The organism is Streptomyces colonosanans, from assembly GCF_001866645.1.
Taxonomy (GTDB): domain Bacteria; phylum Actinomycetota; class Actinomycetes; order Streptomycetales; family Streptomycetaceae; genus Streptomyces; species Streptomyces colonosanans.
In genome coordinates this window covers 39,928-58,821 of record NZ_MLYP01000027.1, presented here as the reverse complement: position 1 = coordinate 58,821, position 18,894 = coordinate 39,928, and the positions used below count along the sequence as shown (strand labels likewise).

The 18,894-nt window shown below is 69.0% G+C and carries 14 protein-coding genes and 3 pseudogenes; 6 read left to right on the top strand and 11 right to left on the bottom strand.

From position 1 onward, the window contains the following. Positions 1 to 15: 15 nt before the first annotated feature. A complete protein-coding gene (locus BIV24_RS10450; protein WP_071365953.1) occupies positions 16 to 666 on the bottom strand; it encodes an HAD family hydrolase in 651 nt (216 codons plus the stop codon). A 296-nt stretch (positions 667 to 962) separates the two neighbouring features. Here BIV24_RS10450 and BIV24_RS10445 point away from each other — a divergent pair, with 296 nt between their 5' ends. Continuing rightward, positions 963 to 2,414 (top strand): WGR domain-containing protein, encoded by a 1,452-nt coding sequence (locus BIV24_RS10445; protein WP_071365952.1) that lies wholly within the window; start codon positions 963 to 965, stop codon positions 2,412 to 2,414. Between the two features lie 99 nt (positions 2,415 to 2,513). Here BIV24_RS10445 and BIV24_RS35200 read toward each other — a convergent pair. Beyond that, positions 2,514 to 2,612, bottom strand: a pseudogene (locus tag BIV24_RS35200) (TetR/AcrR family transcriptional regulator); the annotation flags it as partial. 218 nt (positions 2,613 to 2,830) lie between these two features. Between BIV24_RS35200 and BIV24_RS10440 the strand changes: the two are divergent. Both BIV24_RS10440 and BIV24_RS10435 read left to right on the top strand, forming a co-directional pair. Continuing rightward, positions 2,831 to 3,721 carry a GNAT family N-acetyltransferase gene (locus BIV24_RS10440; protein ID WP_071365951.1) on the top strand — a complete coding sequence of 297 codons (891 nt, stop codon included), beginning with the start codon at positions 2,831 to 2,833 and terminating at the stop codon, positions 3,719 to 3,721. 615 nt (positions 3,722 to 4,336) lie between these two features. Then, positions 4,337 to 6,727 carry an ATP-binding cassette domain-containing protein gene (locus BIV24_RS10435; RefSeq protein ID WP_071365950.1) on the top strand — a complete coding sequence of 797 codons (2,391 nt, stop codon included), beginning with the start codon at positions 4,337 to 4,339 and terminating at the stop codon, positions 6,725 to 6,727. A 42-nt stretch (positions 6,728 to 6,769) separates the two neighbouring features. Here the strand turns inward: BIV24_RS10435 and BIV24_RS10430 are convergent, their stop codons facing one another. From BIV24_RS10430 to BIV24_RS10410, 6 genes and pseudogenes are all read right to left on the bottom strand, one after another. Next, positions 6,770 to 7,537, bottom strand: a complete 768-nt coding sequence (locus BIV24_RS10430; RefSeq protein ID WP_071365949.1) for a class I SAM-dependent methyltransferase — start codon at positions 7,535 to 7,537, stop codon at positions 6,770 to 6,772. Between the two features lie 169 nt (positions 7,538 to 7,706). Continuing rightward, positions 7,707 to 8,783 carry a fatty acid desaturase family protein gene (locus tag BIV24_RS10425; protein WP_071365948.1) on the bottom strand — a complete coding sequence of 359 codons (1,077 nt, stop codon included), beginning with the start codon at positions 8,781 to 8,783 and terminating at the stop codon, positions 7,707 to 7,709. Positions 8,784 to 8,948: 165 nt separating this feature from the next. Beyond that, positions 8,949 to 9,083 (bottom strand): hypothetical protein, encoded by a 135-nt coding sequence (locus tag BIV24_RS35985; protein WP_281247722.1) that lies wholly within the window; start codon positions 9,081 to 9,083, stop codon positions 8,949 to 8,951. A 348-nt stretch (positions 9,084 to 9,431) separates the two neighbouring features. Beyond that, positions 9,432 to 10,775, bottom strand: a complete 1,344-nt coding sequence (locus tag BIV24_RS10420) for a dicarboxylate/amino acid:cation symporter (protein WP_107459335.1) — start codon at positions 10,773 to 10,775, stop codon at positions 9,432 to 9,434. 390 nt (positions 10,776 to 11,165) lie between these two features. Beyond that, positions 11,166 to 11,756, bottom strand: coding sequence for a YdeI/OmpD-associated family protein (locus tag BIV24_RS10415; protein WP_071365946.1), 591 nt, complete (start codon positions 11,754 to 11,756; stop codon positions 11,166 to 11,168). Between the two features lie 189 nt (positions 11,757 to 11,945). Beyond that, positions 11,946 to 12,737 (bottom strand): annotated as a pseudogene (locus BIV24_RS10410) (ricin-type beta-trefoil lectin domain protein); the annotation flags it as partial. A 1-nt stretch (position 12,738) separates the two neighbouring features. On the opposite strand from BIV24_RS10410, the gene BIV24_RS33145 reads away from it, so the two are divergent. Beyond that, positions 12,739 to 13,119, top strand: coding sequence for a hypothetical protein (locus tag BIV24_RS33145; protein WP_245766742.1), 381 nt, complete (start codon positions 12,739 to 12,741; stop codon positions 13,117 to 13,119). Beyond that, positions 13,101 to 13,997, top strand: coding sequence for a hypothetical protein (locus tag BIV24_RS10400; RefSeq protein ID WP_245766741.1), 897 nt, complete (start codon positions 13,101 to 13,103; stop codon positions 13,995 to 13,997). Before BIV24_RS33145 ends, BIV24_RS10400 begins: the two co-directional genes overlap by 19 nt. 244 nt (positions 13,998 to 14,241) lie before the next feature. Here BIV24_RS10400 and BIV24_RS35195 read toward each other — a convergent pair whose 3' ends face one another. Both BIV24_RS35195 and BIV24_RS36200 read right to left on the bottom strand, forming a co-directional pair. Continuing rightward, positions 14,242 to 14,709, bottom strand: a complete 468-nt coding sequence (locus tag BIV24_RS35195) for a replication initiator (RefSeq protein WP_342745244.1) — start codon at positions 14,707 to 14,709, stop codon at positions 14,242 to 14,244. After that, a pseudogene (locus BIV24_RS36200) lies at positions 14,706 to 15,439 on the bottom strand (replication initiator). The gene BIV24_RS35195 and the pseudogene BIV24_RS36200 overlap by 4 nt, the downstream one beginning before the upstream one ends. A gap of 235 nt (positions 15,440 to 15,674) precedes the next feature. Here BIV24_RS36200 and BIV24_RS10390 point away from each other — a divergent pair. Further along, positions 15,675 to 16,046 carry an acetyl-CoA synthetase gene (locus tag BIV24_RS10390; protein ID WP_071365943.1) on the top strand — a complete coding sequence of 124 codons (372 nt, stop codon included), beginning with the start codon at positions 15,675 to 15,677 and terminating at the stop codon, positions 16,044 to 16,046. A gap of 51 nt (positions 16,047 to 16,097) precedes the next feature. Here the strand turns inward: BIV24_RS10390 and BIV24_RS10385 are convergent, their stop codons facing one another. Beyond that, a complete protein-coding gene (locus tag BIV24_RS10385) occupies positions 16,098 to 18,740 on the bottom strand; it encodes a glycosyl hydrolase (protein ID WP_071365942.1) in 2,643 nt (880 codons plus the stop codon). Positions 18,741 to 18,894: the final 154 nt, after the last annotated feature.

Below are 18,894 nucleotides of genomic sequence, written 5' to 3'. Positions count from 1 at the left end.
CTCCGCGCAAGGTGGTTACTGCTCGGCGATGAGGGAGGGGAGTGTGCGCATGTCGTGGAAGACGGTGGTACCCGGACCCTCGAGCCGCTCGGCCGGAGTCAGTCCTCCGGCGTAGCCGAAGGCGCGCATGCCGGCTGCGCGGGCGGCCCGGACCCCGGGCTCGCTGTCCTCGACCACCACGCAGGCTGCGGGGTCGACACCCATCTGCCGGGCGGCGTACAGGAACAGGTCCGGGGCGGGCTTGCCGCGGGCGACTTCGGCGGCGCTGTAGATGCGGCCGACGAAGCGTTCGTAGAGGCCGGTGCGGCCGAGAGTGTGGCGCATCTTGTCGTGGGATCCGCTGGAGGCCACGCAGGTCGGCAGTGTGATGGCATCGAGCGCCTCGGGCAGTCCCTCGACGGGGGCGAGACCGTCGTCCACTGCCTCCCGGTGAAGTTGCTCGAACCGCGCCGACCACAGTGCGGCCGTCTTCTCGCCGAGCCGGGCGGAGATCTGCTCGCGGATGGAGGCACTGGAACGGCCGATGAACCGGCCGATGACCTCCTCCTCGGTGAGCGGCCAGCCCAGTTCCGCGCCGAGGGTGACCTGGACGCGGGCCGCGATGCGTTCGCTGTCGACCAGCACGCCGTCGCAGTCGAATATGACAAGTTCAACAGGCTTGATCATCTCGGCAGCATAGGCTTTTGGCTGGTCATGTAATCGTGGAATTCCAGCAGTTCTCCATCGGGCCTCGGTAGCGCCTGCCGGGCGGACGCCGCGCCGACCGTCGTGGACGGAAGACTCCTCTTGGTCGCCAGCCGGCGCCCCCACCTCTCCATGTCGCCGTTGGGGCGGCGTTGGACGCCGGGCACGCAACCGCTGCCGCGCCCGGCCCGTCCGGCGATTGTCAGTGGCTCCTCCTACGGTTTGAGCAGTGGGACCTGCCGGACAAGCCGCGGGTCCGCCCTGGGGAGAGGTCTGCCATGTCTACGGGGTCCACGGCATCGACGACGTATCTGGAGCTGTCGCAGGAGGGCGGCGGCGCGCACAAGTTCTACGAGGTGGCCGTCGACGGTCAGACGGTGACGGTGCGGTACGGGCGGATCGGCGCCGCCGGGCAGACGCAGACGACGACGTTCCCCACGGCGGAGAAGGCGCGGACCGCCGCAGCGAAGAAGGTCGGGGAGAAGGTCCGCAAGGGATACGCCCCGGCCGTTCCCGGCCAGCGTGCCCCGCGCTCGGTGACGCGGCGTCAGGTGACCTCGGCTCCGTCCACCGCGCGCGCCGTGGCACCCGTGCTGTGGCGGTTCCGTACCGGCTCCGCGGCGTTCGGTATCCATGTCGACGACGAGCACTGCTGGGTCGGCAACCAGGCAGGCGACGTCTACACCCTGGACCACGACGGTGGTGTCCTCGCCCGCTTCAATCTGCCGGACGGCGTGAAGTGCCTGGTCGCCGACGACTTCTGGATCTACGCGGGCTGCGACGACGGCAAGGTCTACGACCTGTCCTCGAAGCTGCCGTTCGCCGCGTACGACATTGCAGCGGACGTCGACATCTTCTGGCTGGACATCCACGAGGGCATTCTCAATGTCTCGGACCGCGACGGCCGGCTCACCGTCATCGACCACGAGGACGAGCACCAGTGGGCCCGCCGCAGCCAGGGCGAGCATGCGTGGATGATCCGAGCCGACGACCGGGCCGTCTACCACGGTCACCACCGGGGCGTCACCGCCTACTCGCCCGACGGCGGCGGCGAGCTGTGGCACACACCCACGCGGGGCGGCGTCCTGTTCGGCTGGCAGGAGGACGACACCGTGTACGCGGGGACGGCGCACCGTGTGGTCCAGCGGCTGTCGAAGGCGACCGGAGCGATCGAGGCCACCTACGCCTGCGACAGCGCGGTGTACTCCTGCGCCAGCTCACCCAACGGGCGGTTCGTCTTCGCCGGTGACGCGGCATCGTCCGTCTACTGCTTCGACCGGGACGGCACCCGCCTGTGGAAGCTCGGCACGGGCGGCGGCTCGGCGCTGTCGATGCAGTACCACGACGAGCGGCTGTACTTGGTGACCACGGACGGCTCGCTGGTGTGCGTGGACGCGAGCGAGGCGGCCATCGCCGCGGCGCAGCAGGGCACGGTGCCCGTGGCGCGGGACGTCAAACTCGCCGCGGCACTGCCGACCTACGCACCCGCCACCGCCGCGGGCGCGGTGACCACCGTCGCCCATGCTCCCGCCGGCGCGGTCATCGTCGAGTGCGCCCAAGAGCGGGGCCGCGTGCGCGTGCACGTGGTGTCCGAGGGCTACGACTCGTCCTGGAACGTACAGTTCCCGCGCGCGATACGGGAGCCTGGGGCCCGCTATGTCGTGGACGCCCTGCACCCGGCGGCCGGCGGCTTCTACCGGGTCCGGGGGGAAATCCGGCGGCTGCTGTGACCCGGGCGCGCACAGGTGATCGCAGACTTCGGCTACGCCGACGTCGACCTTGTGTGGCGTGCGGACTCGCTCGGGGCGCTTCCGCGGCCCGCCCGCCTGCTCCGTTGCCACGATGCGCTCAACCGCGGCCGTCACCAGCAGTTCACGCTCGGTCGGCGTGAAGACAGCCGGCAGGGTGAGCTGTTCGACGATCAGCCAGGGCCATGTAGTCGGCTGCGGGAGTTGTGCGCGACCGGTGGCCGTGGGCCCGTCAGCGGATAAGCGCTTGCACGTCCGCATCTTGGCTGACTAGGTTCACCAGGCTGTCCGCAACAGCGGCAGGCCCATCGGCGAGGAGGAGGTGTGCAGCACATGCGCACGAGTGCTGAGCTGTCGAACCACGGTTCCGACATTCGTCAACTCTCGATGGAGCTTTCGTGTCCATTCGCATCACCCCGCTGATCGACCCCGAGCACGGCCCTTCCAGCCGCCGCCTCGCCTGGCTGGCGTCCGACACCAGCGGAGTCCCCGTCGGGTCAGCGTTCTTGCGGCTGTTCACCAAGTCCGGGCAGGATCACCTTGCCGAGCTTGAACTGCACGTCCACCCGGCCGAGCGCAGAAACGGCACCGGAACACGGCTGCTGAACGCCGCTGTGAACGCAGCCCGTGAGGACGGCCGCCGCTCACTCGTCGCACAGGCCGAACTCGGATCCCCCGGGGCCCAGTTCCTGTCGGCCAGAGGTTTCTGCAAGGTCTTGACCTTGATCTACAGCCGGCTCCATCTGGCCAACACGAACGTTGCGGCGCTGACGCAGATCATCGAACAGTCGCATCCCGGCTATCAGTTGTTGTCGTGGGACGGCACCGTCCCGGACAGCCTCGCTGAATCGTTCGCGCTGTCACGCCGCGCCATGGACGACATGCCCATGGGTGACACCGACTACGGCACGGTGATCTGGGACGTGGACCGCGTCCGGGCAGCGGCTGCGGCCGTCGCCCAGCGCGGTGATCTGCTGCACACCGTCGCCGCCATCGACGAGGCCGACGGCTCGATCGCCGGATTCACCGAGCTGGTCGTCCCCGGCGACGGTAAGGGCGACGGCCAGCATTACGGCACCGGAGTCCTGCCCGAGCACCGCGGACACGGCCTCGGCCGCTGGATGAAGGCAACAGCGATCCGGCAGGCCTGCGAGCGGCACCCCGACCTTGGCGGGCTGCTCACCGACACCGCCGACACCAACCTCCACATGCGAGCGATCAACGATGAGCTGGGCTACGCGCCGACGCATCAAACGATCGAGTACCAACTCGCCCTTGCATCTCGTTAGTTGGACGCCCCGGCAGGCAACGTTCGCCCACCCGTCGCGACGCCCGGCACCCTCCCCCGCTCTCGGCTTCGCCCGAGCGGGGGACACCGGACACACCCCCATGAGCGGGGGAGGGCGGTGCTGCCCCCTCGGGTGAGAACCCACTTCGCCGACGCCTTGCGGCAAGGCGGTCGAAGAGGCATGGATATCGCCTGGTTCATGGGGGTCCCTTCGGACGTATCAGGGGGCAGGGGGTAGTGCGGGCGGAAGTGCGGGAGGCCGCGAGGGCGGGGGCGTCGTGCGTGGGGGAGCAGGCGACCGGACCGGTCAGGAACGGAGAAGCGCGGGTCACGCAGCCGCAGCTAGCGTGGCCGTCATGGGCGTCACCCTCTGCGCCGCTTTCCGACTTGGCCTGAGATGAGTGAAATGCCCGGCCGTGAGCTGGCGCGCGACGGCTCCCCGGCCGGTCTGACGGCCGGTCGGGGAGCCCACCCGTCCGGCGCCCTCGGTCGGCTACCGTTGCCGCGAGCGTGCCGACGAACGGCAATCAGACATATCGCTCGAAGTAGGTCATAACGAGTCGGGCGATGCCGGTGGAGACCGCGAAGGCGGTCCCGCCTCACGGATGGAGACACGATGAGCTTGGCCACGACGACGGACACGCGGCAGCCCGCGCCGCACGTTGCCGACAGCCATGATCTGATCCGCGTACACGGCGTGCGCGAGAACAACCTCAAGGACGTCAGCATCGAGATCCCGAAGCGCCGACTGACGGTGTTCACCGGAGTGTCCGGCTCGGGCAAGAGCTCTCTGGTGTTCGGCACCATCGCCGCGGAGTCGCAGCGGCTGATCAACGAGACCTACAGCGCCTTCGTACAGGGCTTCATGCCGACGCTGGCGCGGCCCGAGGTCGACGTGCTCGAAGGGCTGACGACCGCGATCATCGTCGACCAGCAGCGGCTGGGCGCCGACCCCCGCTCCACGGTCGGCACCGCCACCGACGCCAACGCCATGCTGCGCATCCTGTTCAGCCGCCTCGGGCAGCCGTACATAGGTTCGCCCAAGGCGTTCTCCTTCAACGTCGCCTCGATCAGTGGAGCGGGCGCGGTCACCCTGGAGCGCGCCGGACGGACCGTGAAGGAGCGTCGCGAGTTCAGCATCACCGGTGGCATGTGTCCGCGCTGCGAGGGTCGGGGCAAGGTCACCGATATCGACCTCACCGAGCTCTTCGACGAGAGCAAGTCGCTCAACGAGGGCGCGCTCACCATCCCCGGCTACAAGACGGGCGGCTGGAACTACCGGCTCTACACCGAGTCGGGCCTCTACGATCCGGACAAGCCGATCCGTGACTACACCGAGAAGGAACTGCACGACTTCCTTCGCCGCGAGCCGACCAGGATGAAGATCGCGGGCATCAACATGACCTACGAGGGGCTGATCCTTCGGGTCCAGAAGTCGATGCTGTCCAAGGACAAGGAGGCGCTGCAGCCGCACATCCGGGCGTTCGTGGACCGGGCGGTCACCTTCACCGCCTGCCCCGACTGCGACGGTACCCGGCTCAGTGAGGCGGCCCGGTCGTCGAAGATCGACGGGATCAGCATCGCCGATGCGTGCGCGATGCAGATCAGCGACCTGGCGGACTGGGTCCGCGGCCTCGGCGAAGCGTCGGTGGCGCCGTTGCTCGCCACGCTGCAGCACACCCTCGACTCGTTCGTGGAGATCGGGCTGGGCTACCTCTCGCTCGACCGGCCATCGGGCACGCTCTCGGGCGGCGAGGCGCAGCGCGTCAAGATGATCCGCCACCTCGGCTCCTCGCTCACCGACGTCACCTACGTCTTCGACGAGCCCACCACGGGCCTGCACCCGCATGACATCCAGCGGATGAACGGCCTGCTGCTGCGGCTGAGGGACAAGGGCAACACGGTGCTCGTCGTGGAGCACAAGCCGGAGGTGATCGCGATCGCCGACCATGTCGTCGACCTCGGTCCCGGCGCGGGGGTGGCCGGCGGCACCGTCTGCTTCGAGGGCACCGTCGAGGGGCTGCGGGCCGCGGACACCGTCACCGGCCGCCACCTCGACGACCGGGCCGCGCTGAAGGAGACGGTGCGCCAGCCCACCGGCACGCTTCAGATCCGCGGTGCGAGGACGCACAACCTGCAGAGCGTCGACGTGGACATCCCGCTCGGCGTGCTGACCGTCGTCACCGGCGTCGCCGGCTCGGGCAAGAGCTCGCTGGTGCATGGGTCGATCCCCGCCGGCGCGGGTGTGGTGTCGGTCGGCCAGGGCGCCATCCGCGGCTCCCGGCGGAGCAACCCGGCGACGTACACCGGACTGCTCGACCCGATCCGCAAGGCGTTCGCGAAGGCGGGCGGCGTGAAGCCGGCGCTGTTCAGCGCCAATTCCGAGGGTGCCTGCCCCACCTGCAACGGGGCCGGAGTCATCTACACCGACCTGGCGATGATGGCGGGTGTCGCCACCGTCTGCGATGACTGTGAGGGGAAGCGGTTCCAGGCATCGGTGCTGGAGTACCGCCTCGGCGGCCGCGACATCAGCGAGGTACTGGCGATGTCGGTGACGGAGGCCGAGGAGTTCTTCGGCGCCGGCGAGGCACGCACACCGGCCGCGCATCGCATCCTCGGCCGGCTCGCCGACGTCGGGCTCGGCTACCTCAGCCTCGGCCAGCCGCTCACCACACTGTCCGGCGGCGAGCGGCAGCGGCTCAAGCTGGCCACTCACATGGCCGAGAAGGGCGGCGTCTACGTCCTCGACGAGCCGACCGCAGGCCTGCATCTCGCCGATGTCGAGCAACTGCTCGGCCTGCTCGACCGGATCGTCGACTCTGGCAAGTCGGTCATCGTCGTCGAGCACCACCAGGCGGTCATGGCGCACGCCGACTGGATCATCGATCTCGGTCCCGGCGCCGGTCACGACGGCGGTCGGATCGTCTTCGAGGGCACCCCCGCCGACCTCGTCGCCGCCCGCTCCACCCTCACCGGCGAGCACCTCGCGGCCTACGTCGGTGCCTGAGCGAGGCTTCGCGGACTCCGTGAGACGAGGAGGTGGAATCACCTACGCGTCGGCGCGGGCCAGGAGAAGCGGCTGGAAGAAGCCCGTCTCCTGTGGCATCCGCCATACGGGGTCCGTGAACCCCGCGTCGGCCACGAGGCCGGCCAGTCGGTCCCGGCCGAGCGCCCAGTAGGTGGTCCGGCGTACCTTGACGCGCCATTCACCGCCTGCCGGGAGGAGTTGGAAGTGCTCCAAGTCGTAGTGCTCGCCGTCCTCGTGCCAGTGCCAGAGCTGGAAGGTGACGGTCCGTTCTTCTGCATCCGCGGGCCGCTGGACCTGCGGTGGGGTCGAAGCGGGGCGGTTGCGTAGCAGGTCGTCGTAGGGGCGTGTGCTGACCAGCAGCAGGCCGTCGGGACGCAGTACGCGGCGCATCTCCGCCAGTGCAGCGTGGACGTCCTGTTCCGTCAGGAGATGGGGCAGGGCGTTGTCCGCGCAGACGACGACGTCGAACTGGGCGTCGGGAAACGGGAGATGTCGCATGTCGGCGACGGCCGTGCGCAGCGTCACCTTCCGGTGCGCGGCCTCACGGGCAGCGCGGGCGGCGGCGCGCGGGCTGATATCCGTCCCGGTGACGTGGTGCCCGCGCAGCGCCAGACCGATGGCCTGGGTGCCGATGCCACAGGAGCAGTCGAGTACTGCCGCACGGTCCGGGCCTATCAGGGCGTCCAGTGCGTTCCCCTGGCGGCGCACGCTCGCGTCCCAGTCCGCGAAGATCAGGTGGTAGTCGTCGGCCAACTCGTCGTAGAAGCGCGCTACTGAGGTCTCGGGCATGGTCCGAGGCTACTGGCCCCCTCGCCCGCTGTGCTCCGTACCGCGGGCGAGCGGTACCTGTCCCGGCGATGCGCGCTCGCGGGCCCAGGGGCTTCTCACTTGGGCGGGTGGCGGGGTCGGTGCGGTCTGCCGCTGCCCCGCCTGCGGTGCGGGGCCCGCCGGGTCGCGGTCAGGACGCCGTGCGCTGCCGCCTGATCGGTTCTCCCACCCGGTGCATGTGCCTGAGGGCCTCGCGGTAGGACTGGATGAGTCCGGTCTCGTGGTACGGCACGCCGACTTCCGCGCAGTACTCGCGCACGACGACCTGGGCCTGCCGCAGATGGGGAGTGGGCATGCTCGGGAACAGGTGGTGCTCGATCTGGTAGTTGAGCCCACCGAGCATCACGTCGGTGAGCAGGCCGCCGCGCACGTTGCGGGAGGTGAGCACCTGGCGGCGCAGGAAGTCGGGCCGTTCGTCACCGCTGAACGTGGGCATGCCCTTGTGGTTCGGCGCGAAGGTGCAACCGAGGTAGACGCCGAAGAGACACTGGTGCACGGCGAGGAACGCCACCGCCTTGCCGGGGGAGAGCACCATGAACAGCGCGGACCCGTAGGCGGCGATGTGCAGGAAGAGCAGGACGCCCTCCAGCAGCCGGTTCTTCATGGATGGTGAACCCAGCGCCCGCACGCTCGAGACGTGCAGGTTGAAGCCCTCCAGCGTCAGCAGAGGGAAGAACAGGGACGCCTGGTGTCCACCGACGAGGCGGGCCAGACCGCGGCTGTTGCGGGCCTGGTCGGTGGACCACACCAGGATGTCCGGGGCGACGTCGGGGTCGAGGTCCTCGTGGTTGGGATTGGCGTGATGACGGGTGTGCTTGTTCATCCACCAGCCGTAGCTCATGCCGATACCGAGGTTGCCGAAGAGCCGGCCCCATATTTCGCTCGGCCGACGCCTCCGGAAGACTTGCCGGTGCGCCAAGTCATGGGCGGCCAAGGCAACCTGACCGAACATCAGCGCCAGGAAGGCCGCGACCGCCAGCTGCCACCAGGTGTCGCCGAGTGCGAAGAAGGTTCCCCAGCCCGCCGCCAGCAGCGCGATCACCAGTCCGAGTCGCACGGTGTAGTAACCGGGCCGTCGCTTCAGCAGACCCGCCTCGGTGATGCGTTGGGACAGTCTGGCGAAGTCGCTGCCGGCTCCGGAGCCGGACGTACGGGAACGGGTGGTGGGCGTTCGCTCCGTGAGGGAGGCGTCGGTGGAAATCGTCATGCCGTCGATTCTCGGGACGGCAGCGCGGCCAAGACAGCCTGCCAGTCACCGGAAAGGCAGGGGGGTGTCCCCACGCCGGCTTGGGGGGTTGTCACCACCCTGTGCCGCTGACCTCGATCTTCTCCAGGCGGGCGCGGTCGCGGCGGGGAGCGGTGGACCGTTCGTTCAGGCCACCGCCCACGGCTCTGCACGCCAGCCCGGTAGTTCCTTGTCGAGCCATTCCTCGACGGTCCGCCGCCAGGAGTCGGTGGAGTCGCTGTCGACGGCATCGCCCCAGATGTCCGAGACCTTCAAGCTCATCGACCTCGAACGGCCTGACGGGGCCCATGATCAGGCGGCCCCGATACCAGCGCGACATCTCTTCGGACACGGCCGGATTGTCGCACCTCACGGCGCCCGGGGACCTTCCGATCCTCCACGTCGCCGGATGCCGACCTGGCCCACAGCACAGTCCGGTCCTACGGCCTGGCCTGAGCGGCGTCGCCACAGCCACCGCTGCTTCGGGTGATCGCGGCGAAGTCGGCGAGGGGAGGAGGCGCCCGGCGCGAAGGGGGCGGCCGTGGGAATGCCTCGGCGAAAGCGCTCCGCCCTGCCGGCGGGAAGCCGGCAGGGCGGAGGCGAGTACGGGAGGTGTCGGTGAGCCGGGGGTCAGCCGACTGCCGAGGCGGCGGGCTGGGGCTCGCTGTAGGCGATCGCGACGTCGTCGACCGGGGAGGCCGAAGCGTTGTCGTACGCCGTACGGTCGAGGATCTTCTCGCGCGCGGAGACGATGACCGGGATGAGGGCTTGGCCCGCGACATTGGTCGCGGTACGGATCATGTCCAGGATCGGGTCGATCGCGAGCAGCAGGCCCACGCCCTCCATCGGCAGGCCGAGGGTGGACAGGGTGAGGGTCAGCATGACCGTCGCTCCCGTCAGACCGGCGGTGGCGGCCGAGCCGATCACCGAGACGAAGGCGATGAGCAGGTACTCCTTGATCCCGAGCTGCACGTCGAAGATCTGGGCCACGAAGATCGCGGAGATGGCCGGGTAGATCGCCGCGCAGCCGTCCATCTTGGTCGTCGCGCCGAACGGCACGGCGAAGGAGGCGTAGTCCTTCGGGACGCCGAGGTGGATCGCCGACTGCTGGGTGACCGGCATGGTGCCGACCGAGGAGCGGGAGACGAACGCGAGCTGGATGGCGGGCCAGGCGCCCTTGAAGAACTTCAGCGGGTTGAGCTTGGCGGCGAAGGCGAGCAGCAGCGGGTAGACGCCGAAGAGGACCAGGGCGCAGCCGATGTAGATGTCGGCGGTGAAGGTCGCGTAGTTGCCGAGCAGGTTCCAGCCGTACTGCACGATGGCACGGCCGATGAGGCCGGCGGAGCCGATCGGGGCGAGCAGGATCACCCACCACAGGGCCTTCTGCAGCAGCTCCAGGACGGACTCGGAGAGGGTGAGGATCGGCTGGGCCTTCGGCCCGATCTTGAGGATCGCGATTCCGGCGACGACCGCCATGAAGACGATCTGCAGGACGTTGAGCTCTGTGAACGGCGTCACGACGTCGGTCGGGATGATGCCGGTGAGGAAGTCGAGCCAGCTGCCGGTGTGGTCGGGCTTGGCGCCGTCGGCCGGGGTGAGCGCGGAGCCGGAGCCCGGGTTGGAGACCAGGCCGATGACGAGGCCGATGACGACCGCGATCAGCGAGGTGATCATGAACCAGAGGAGGGTGCGGCCGGCCAGGCGAGCCGCGTTGTTGACCTTCCTCAGGTTGGTGATGGACACCATGATCGCGAAGAAGACCAGCGGGGCCACGGCCAGCTTCAGAAGCTGCACGAAGATGCCGCCCACCTTGTCGAGGGTGGTGGCGAGCCAGGACACGTCGTACGTGCGGGCGACGTAGCCGAGTACCAGGCCTACGGCGAGGCCGAGCAGGACCTGGGCCCAGAAGGGGACGGGTATCCGGAAGCCTGACTTCGTGGGCTTCGGGTCGGCGGTGTTCGTGGACACGGACACACTCCAGTAGAGACGCACGGGGAAATGAGCGGGACATACGGGAGCGGCAACCGTGGAAGTGTCAACGGTGCCGCTGCATCGAGGAGTTCGCGATCAGGCGCGACACGCTGCGGACATGCAGCGGCAGAGATCGACATGCAGGCGCGCCACGAGCAGGACGCTCGTGACAGCGCGACCGACGCCACATGGGGCGTCGGCGCGGTGCGCGGCTGTTGTCATCATGACAGGGATGTTAACACTTTTACTTTGAGAACATCTAAGCGGGTCTTTGGGGGAGGGTGTGGGCTCGCTCCCAAGGGCTTTTGTGACGCGGGCGGTGTGCTCGTCGTCCTGTGCGAGATATGCGACCTGTTCGACTCCGGTGTGGTCGCGGTCACATGGTCGTCGGGGTCAGGCGTGGATCTTCTTCTTCTCGGCGAGCATGGCGACGAACTTCTCGATCCTGGCCGCGCGGGTCTGGGGCTTCTTGGCGTCCTGGATCCGGTAGAGGATCGCATAGCGGTTACGGCTGTCGAGGGTGGCGAAGAAGTCCCGGGCCTCGGGAACGGCGTCCAGAGCTGCCTGGAGATCGTCGGGAACCACCGCCTTGCTCTGACTCGCATAGGCGGCCTCCCAGCGGCCGTCGGCCTTGGCCCCCTCGACCTCCTGTAGACCGGTGGGCCGCATCCGGCCGGCTTCGATGAGCTGGGTGGCCTTCTCCCGGTTCACCTTCGACCACTTGCTGCCCCGTCGCCGCGGAGTGAAGCGCTGGAGCCAGTGCCGTTCATCCAGCTTCTTCTTCTGCCCGTCGATCCAGCCGTAGCACAGTGCCGATTCCAGCGCCCCGGCATAGTCGACGCCGTCCAGCCCGGCGTCCTTCTTCGGGATCTTCAGCCAGACGCCCGGGACGTCGGCGTGGTTCTCCTCCAGCCACGTTTCCCATGCCTCCTGTGTGGCGAAGGCGAGGACGGGATCTTCTGTTGCCTGTGACCCATGAGTCATGGCGTCATGAAATCCAACCTTCGAGGCACGGTCAACTGAGGCTGTTTCCCGTAAAAGAGACCGAGGTGGCCGGCCGGTCTGCGGAGGCCGCGCATGCGGCCGGCGCAGACCGGCGTGAGGCAAGGGGAGCCGGGCAGATGCCGACAGCTCCTCAGTGGACGGCCGCTGGGGTGGTTGGCGCGTATGTGGTCACGCGAACTGCTGGTTGGCGGATCCGGTGCAGGGCTGGAGGCGCAATGGGGCCTGGGCGGAAGCCACGGTGAGGCACAGCCCGGTCGCGGCGGCGGGGCGGATCGTGCCGGACTGGCGGACGAACTGCTGGTTGGCGCCGCCGTGGCAGTCCCAGAGGATCAGCCCGGTGCCGGCCGAGTAGGCGCCGCCGGGCACGTCCAGGCACCGGTCCTGACTCAGTTCGGTGTGGATGGACTTGCGGTCGGTGTCGTACCACCAGTTCTGGTTGCGGTCGCCGTGGCAGGTCCAGCCGATGACGCCGGTGTTGTTGGCGCTGGAGTTGCCCTTGGCGTCCAGGCAGGTACCGGTGGCCTGGTTCTTCAGCGGCTTGAAGACCTCGTTCCGGGCGAGCGGATACAGCTTGGGTGCGCCGGTACTGGCGGGATCGGTGCAACTCGCCCCGGTGAGGCTTGAGTTGTAGACCTGGGTGAAGCAGGACGCGAACGCCGCGTGGCCGCGCGCGTTGGGGTGGAAGGAATGGCGGACGGTGTTGGAGTCCGGCGGGAAGTGGTCGCCGATGTCCAGCCACAGGCCGCGCACCCAGGTGTTGTCGGTGCAGACCTCGTGGCCGTGGAAGAGACGTGAGTTGTCGAGGTAGACCGCTCCCGCGTCGTGGGCGGCCTGACGGACGCCGCGCTCGAAGAGCGGTACGGCGGCGTTGTGGCCCCAGGCGGCGTCCGGGTCGTAGAAGGTGCAGCCGCCGGGGAGCTTGCCGGGAAAGTCGGGGTTGTCGCCGCTGTCGGGGCTGATCATGCGGCAGCCTCACGACTTCGAGCAGCTCTTGCAGCTTGCCGACCAGCACGACATCACGTTGCACGGTCAGGCCAACCGGCGTGATCTCGCTGACCCTGACGACCGGTTCTTTCTGTGCATCGAGGTAGCGCACGCCTGCCGTTCCAGTGACGACACCTCACGACGGTTGCGCGACGCCACGGTCGACCGAGCCCGGGATGGCCAGCCGCACGGGGGCAAGCGCCGCTATGGCTACGACAAGTCGGGAACGGTGATCATCGAGACGGCCCTAGTGGCCGTCACCACTGGTGGAACCTGTCCCGGATCGGTCTCGTCAGAGGGACGAGCCGCCGCCACTTCGCTGTTCTCTCAGGAGGTCACATGCGCGTCAAGGCCATGAACCCCGTCAGCCTGCTGGCCGCGGTGGCCGCCGTTGGGCTGGCTGTCTCCGGTTGCGGCAGTCACCCCGACGGGGACGCCGCTGCTGACGCGGAGGCGGTGGCGCACCGCGCCCAGCAAGTAGCCGCGGCCTGGGAGAGGTCAAGCGCGGCCGACGCGTGGCGTGCCGGCTACTACCCGATGGGTGATGTGATCCAACTGCCCCGTGGCGGCCTGCGGAGCAAGGCTGATGAACAGGCATACCGGGATCACAGCTTCGTCCTGCAAGGCAAGTTGCCCGCCACCTGGCCAAGGAATGGTCAGGTGGCTTGGGCCGACGGTAAGTCGCTCACCCGGCCGCTGGCGGGGGTGGAGGATTCGTACAAGTCCCTGTCCGGCGGCCGCGTCGGAGGCACGCCGCACCTCACCGTGATCGGCGCGAAGCTTGGCACCATGACGCTGGCCACAAGCCGCGGACCGGCCACCGTCCCTGCCTGGCTCTTCACCCTGGACGGCTACACCTCCCCCCTCAAGCGGGCGGCTGTCACCCCGTCGAAGCTTCCTTCGCCGCCGATCGGCCGAGCGCGTGACGTCCCCGTCGAGCAACTGAATGGGCTGGTCGGCGTTGCCGGAGACGGGCGATCAGTGACCGTGGTCGCCCTCCATGGTGTCTGCGACGACGGCCCAGCGGTGGAGGTGCTGGAAACACCCCGCAGCGTGGTCCTGTCGTCTTCCATCAAGCAGGGGAAGAGCGGAGGTAACTGCACCAAACAGGCAAAGTTGCAACAAGTGACGGTAGAGCTCGATCGCCCCGTGGGTGACCGCGTTCTCTTGGACGCGAAGTCAGGCCAACCGATCCCCTACAAGCCGCCGTATGGTCCCTCGCCGAGCTGGAGCTGAATATCCGTGTGTATCCCGGTGCCGTTCAACCGTTGATGCGCCCGTGTTGGGTGGTTGATCACACGCAAGACCATGTCACACGCGGTCCGCTTCACGTCCTCGGTCCCGCTCCCTGGAGCCTCGGACGAAAGTTGCAGAGGCCGGGCCAGACGCCGCGCCCCCTCGGGGCTGATCTTGGTCGGGAACTTTGCACACACGCGCTCCGGATGCCGAGCGCGGTCCGCCTCACGATCACGTCGTACCGTCAGGTGATCACCCCCTCCTGGACGGAGGTGATCGCGTCTCGGGCGATCTCGCGGTTCGTGGCGATGTCTTCGGCGACTCCAGCGGCCAGGAGAGCGGCGCCGGGGGTGTGGCCGGAGCCGACATAGCGCCAGTGCGCATCGGTGACCGTGGCGGGCGTGTCGGCGTAGCCTACGTATTGGGCTCGTTCGGCGCGCAGTGCTGCGTACGTCGTCGAGTACGTGCGGGATTTGGTGAGGATGTGGCCCCGGTAGCCGAGCGTGTGAGTCCAGGTGTGCAGGCGGAGCGGCTCGTATTCGAGGAGGCCGCCAGGGCGCCAGCAGGTGCGCATGAGGGTGCGAATATGCGCGCTGACGGGCGCCGACTCGATGTCTTCCCAGGTGGTGAGTGAGTGGGTGGTCGGTGCCGGCGCCGGTCTCGCTCGCTTCCTTGGTGACGTACTTGGCGACGTACGCGGCCACGGCGTCATCGTCGGGTCCGTCGCTGTCGGTGCGTAGGGGGGCGGGCGTCGACCTGGGTGCCCCATTGCAAGGCAAGCTCGCCCACGGCTGCGCTGTACGGGGTGCGGACCAGGACGCGCCGGGCGGAGGCGTGCACGGCACCGATGAGGAGTTCCGCGGTGCCCCAGGCCGGGGGTTCGCCGTCGGGTCCGGTCGGGCCGTCGAGGCGGACGACGGCATGTACGTGGACGGCTGCCCGTTTCTGGTACTCAGCGACGCGGGAGAAGGACAACCGCGCGTGCTGCGCGAAGCGGGACTCACAAGGCCGACCGAGGAGGCGAGGCGCCGCCGGACGTCGATGACGAACCGGTCCCACAGCTTGGAAGCGTGTGCGTGCCAGAGCACGTGGGCGGTGTAGTCGTAGCAATCGGGGCACAGTGGTTGGCCGACAACGGGCGCGTCCGGGGTGTGGATGGCGCCGCAGCTGAGGGGCCGTCCGTGTTCGCAGGTTCCGCCGTCGCGGCGGGGTCGGCACCGATCCACGGCGCGGTGGACGGGCCCGAAGGACGGGGCGGTGAGGGTGACGAAGAGCCGGGGGCGGTGGCGGACCGCGTCGGGGACGTTCTTGCCGCCGAGGAGGCCCGCGCGGACGAGGTGGTAGGTGTCTCCGGCGTGGAGGCGGGAGCAGGCGGGGCAGACGGTTGCGCGGCGGTTGCGGCAGCGGACGAGGAGTCGTTCGCCGAAAGCAGCACCAGCCATGTCACGGCGAGGTCCGGGGCATTCTGGTAGTCGTACGAGCGGGCTGGGAGGTGCTGGGATGCGATGGTGGGCCGCGGGGTGGATGGTCGTCGGGGTGGTTGCCCTGGTGGCCTGCAGCGCGTCGACGGGTGGTGGATCGGTGGGAGGGCCGCCCGGGAGCCGCCCTGCCGGGCCGTCCACCCGTGCGCCGACGCCCACCTCCGCGCCGGGAAGCCCGACCCGCGACAGCCCGCCGGTGTCGGCCACCACACCCTCCGCTTCGGCGGTCGGCTGTGCCACCGGGCACGCCGAGGTCACCGTCACCCCTGGAGCCGCGGTCACACAGCGGCTGTGCGTACGGCCCGGGACCGTGGTGACTCTCGTCCTCGCGCCCCGGGCGGACGACAAGCGGTGGAGAACCGTGCGGAGTTCGGCGCCGGTGTTCGTCCTGCCGACCGGATGGCGGGTGGACGCGGACGGCACCGCTCGCGCCTCGCTGCGGTGCGCGGGCACCCGGGCCGGTACGGCCAAGGTCACCGCGCTGGCGAAGGCGCCGGACGTGGCGGGCGCGGCACGCGTCGCCTTCACGCTTGACGTGACGGTGGTCCCGTACCCGCGGGTGGGGTGACCCGGAAAGCCCGGATCACCCCACCGTCTCGCTGCCCGCCACGGGTATGTGTCAGCCGAGGGAGCGGACCTTGATGCTGTAGATGCCACGGCCGTGGGTGGCCGCGTACAGGGTGCTGCCGTCCGGGCCGAGCTTCAACTGGAGCACGGCGACGGCCGGGAGGTCGCCGACGCGCTGCCACGTCGTGCGGTCCGGTGCGCGGTAGACGACGCCGAGGTCGGTGGCGACGGCGAGGCCGCCGTTCGGTGTGACGACCGCGGAGTCGGTCGGCACGTCCGGGAGGTTCGCCGAGACGTCGGTCCAGGTGGTGCCGCCGTCCTTGGACTCGAAGACATGACCGACGCCGGCGCCGGGTCCTTCGGTCCAGTGCCGGGAGAAGCCGTTGACCGCGAGGTAGACGTGGTCGGCGTTCTTGGGATCGATGGCGAAGCCGCTCAGGTAGCGGTTGGGCACCGTCCCGTCGGCCGGGAGAGTGATGTCGTGCCAGCCGGTGCCGTCCGCGTTGCCGACGGAGATGCCGCGGGCGAAGCCCTTGATGTCGCAGGGCCCGCACCAGCCCGCGTACACCTTGCCGCCCGACGCCGCGACCGCGGTCGCCGTGCGGCCGGCGCCGAAGTCGTGCACGCTGGTCCACTCCGAGCCGCTGCGGATGGCGTAGCCGTGGGTCTGCACCCACACATGGCGGCCGCCCGCGACCCAGGTCGAGCTGTTCTTCATGTCGGCCGCGAGCGGCGCGATGAAGCGGGCCTCACCGGTGTCGTTGTCGGCCGGGGCGACGTTGTACGACGTGATCTTGCCGGGGTCGGCGGTCCAGGAGCCGTCGTTGACGGCGCAGTTCTGGGTCACCTGGATGGCGAGGTAGACGTACTCCTCGGCGATGTTGCAGCCGTTGGCCGGGTCGGTGAGGGTGTCGCCGCCGTCCCCGCCGAAGTTGGAGCCCATCACCTTGTCGTTGCTGCGCAGGATGGACTGGCCGTTGTCCTGCAGGCCGCCGGTGACGGAGACACCGCCATGGGCCAGGTCCTTGCCGACGCCCACCGAGTAGTACTGAAGGGTGTCGATGGTGCCGTCGTTGAGCGAGGTCCAGTCGGTGGCGTGCCCGGAGGAGTCCTGGGATCCGTTGACCGGGCGCTTGTAGACACCGCCGTCGTTGCCCACGTACACATAGCTCTTGCCGTGGTGGCTGCCGATCGCGACACCGTGCTGGTCGGAGTGGCTGGTCTGGTTGCAGTCACCCGTCTGCTTGGCGGGGTCGATGCTCCAGCAGTCGAAGCCGAAGTTCCAGTACGGGCCCACAGTCGACCAGGTGCTGCCGCCGTCCTTGCTCTCGTAGACCTCTTCGAGACCCGCGTACACGTGCTGCGGGTCACTCGGGTCGACGGTAAGGAACTGGTTGTACCAGGCCTGGATACCGGGCATGTAGCCGCTGTCGGTCAGCGCCGAGCCGGAGGCGGCCAGCCCCTGATAGTCGGCGATCTTCGTCCATGGGCCGGTGGGAGAACCGGACTTGGAGACGTAGATGCCCTCCAAGCCGGTGTCCGGGTTGGTCTCCATCTGCTCCGGCGACTGGTCGATGGCGTAGTAGCGAGAGCCGTCGGCGGAGCGGGCGAAGGTGACGTTGCCGACACCGTCCACGTCGTCGGGCAGGTCGCCCAGACCACTGGTGATCCGCGTCCAGGTGCCGTTCACCTTGGTGTAGAAGCCGTTGTAGTCGTCACCGCTGCGCCAGCCGACCGCCAGGACGACCTTGGAGGGGTCCTTCGGGTCGATCGCGATGTCGTTGGCGATGTTCTTGTACACGGCCGAGGGTTCTTTCGCCCGCGAACCACCCGGCAGATACTCGGGGTTGGGTGCGAACTCCAGCTTCCAGGCGCCGCTGAGCTGCTTCGTGGAGTGGCTCCACACGCCCTCGCTGGTCGCCGCCCACACTTTGCCGCCACCGAAGCGCAGCTGGTGGATGGTGGTGCTCTCCAACTCCTTGCCACCGACCCGGCTGCGCGTGGAGAACGTGCCGTGGTGCGGGTCGGACAGGACGTAGACGCCGCTGCCCAGGTACGCGTCCGCGTTGGTCGTCGCCTCGCCGGTGCCCAGCCACAGCCGCCCGGCCCCGTCCAGTGCGAGTGCACCGGTGGACTGCGTGGGCAGTTGGTCGCTGATGGGTTTCCAATGGCCCCCACCGGTGTGCGACCGCCACACTCCGCCGCCCGCACTGCCCGCGTACACATAGCCGTCGTCATCGGCGGCCATCGCGGCCATCCGGCCAGTCACATTGCCCGAGCCGCCGCTGGAGTTGGAGTCGTAGTCGCGGTAGCGCGGGTCATCGGAGTTGTACGGCAGGTCGGTGATGTTCCGCCAGTTGCCGCCAGTGCGGGACAGACCGGTCAGGCTGCGCCAGGCCGCGCCGTACGCGCCCGGCGCGACGACGCCGGGCGCGGTGCGGGCCTCGGCATACTGGGCCGCGCCCTCGGCGATCTCCTCGGCCTCGTTGCCGTCGTCTCCGCCGTCCGCCGTCGCCTTGGGGGCGAAGCCCTCCACCGACTGCGTGTGTTCGGCGGCGAGTTGAGCTAGGGCGCGGGCCCCGAAGGGGCTGCTTCCCGGGCCCGGCGCGGCGCCTGCGGGTATCGCGACAAGTGCGGCGGACGCGGTGATGGCGCAGATCGTGAGCCATCGTCTCTTACGGGTTGGTGTTGACACCAGATCCTCCCAAACGGTCCTCGACAGAGCCGTCGCAGGAGACCTGACCACGAATCGGCGGGGAGGTCCGGCACTTGGACAAATTTTTGATCAGGACCTGTCACCAGTTGCTTGAGGCGGGCCCGAAGCCGGCGCCGCCCCTTCGCCTCCTCAC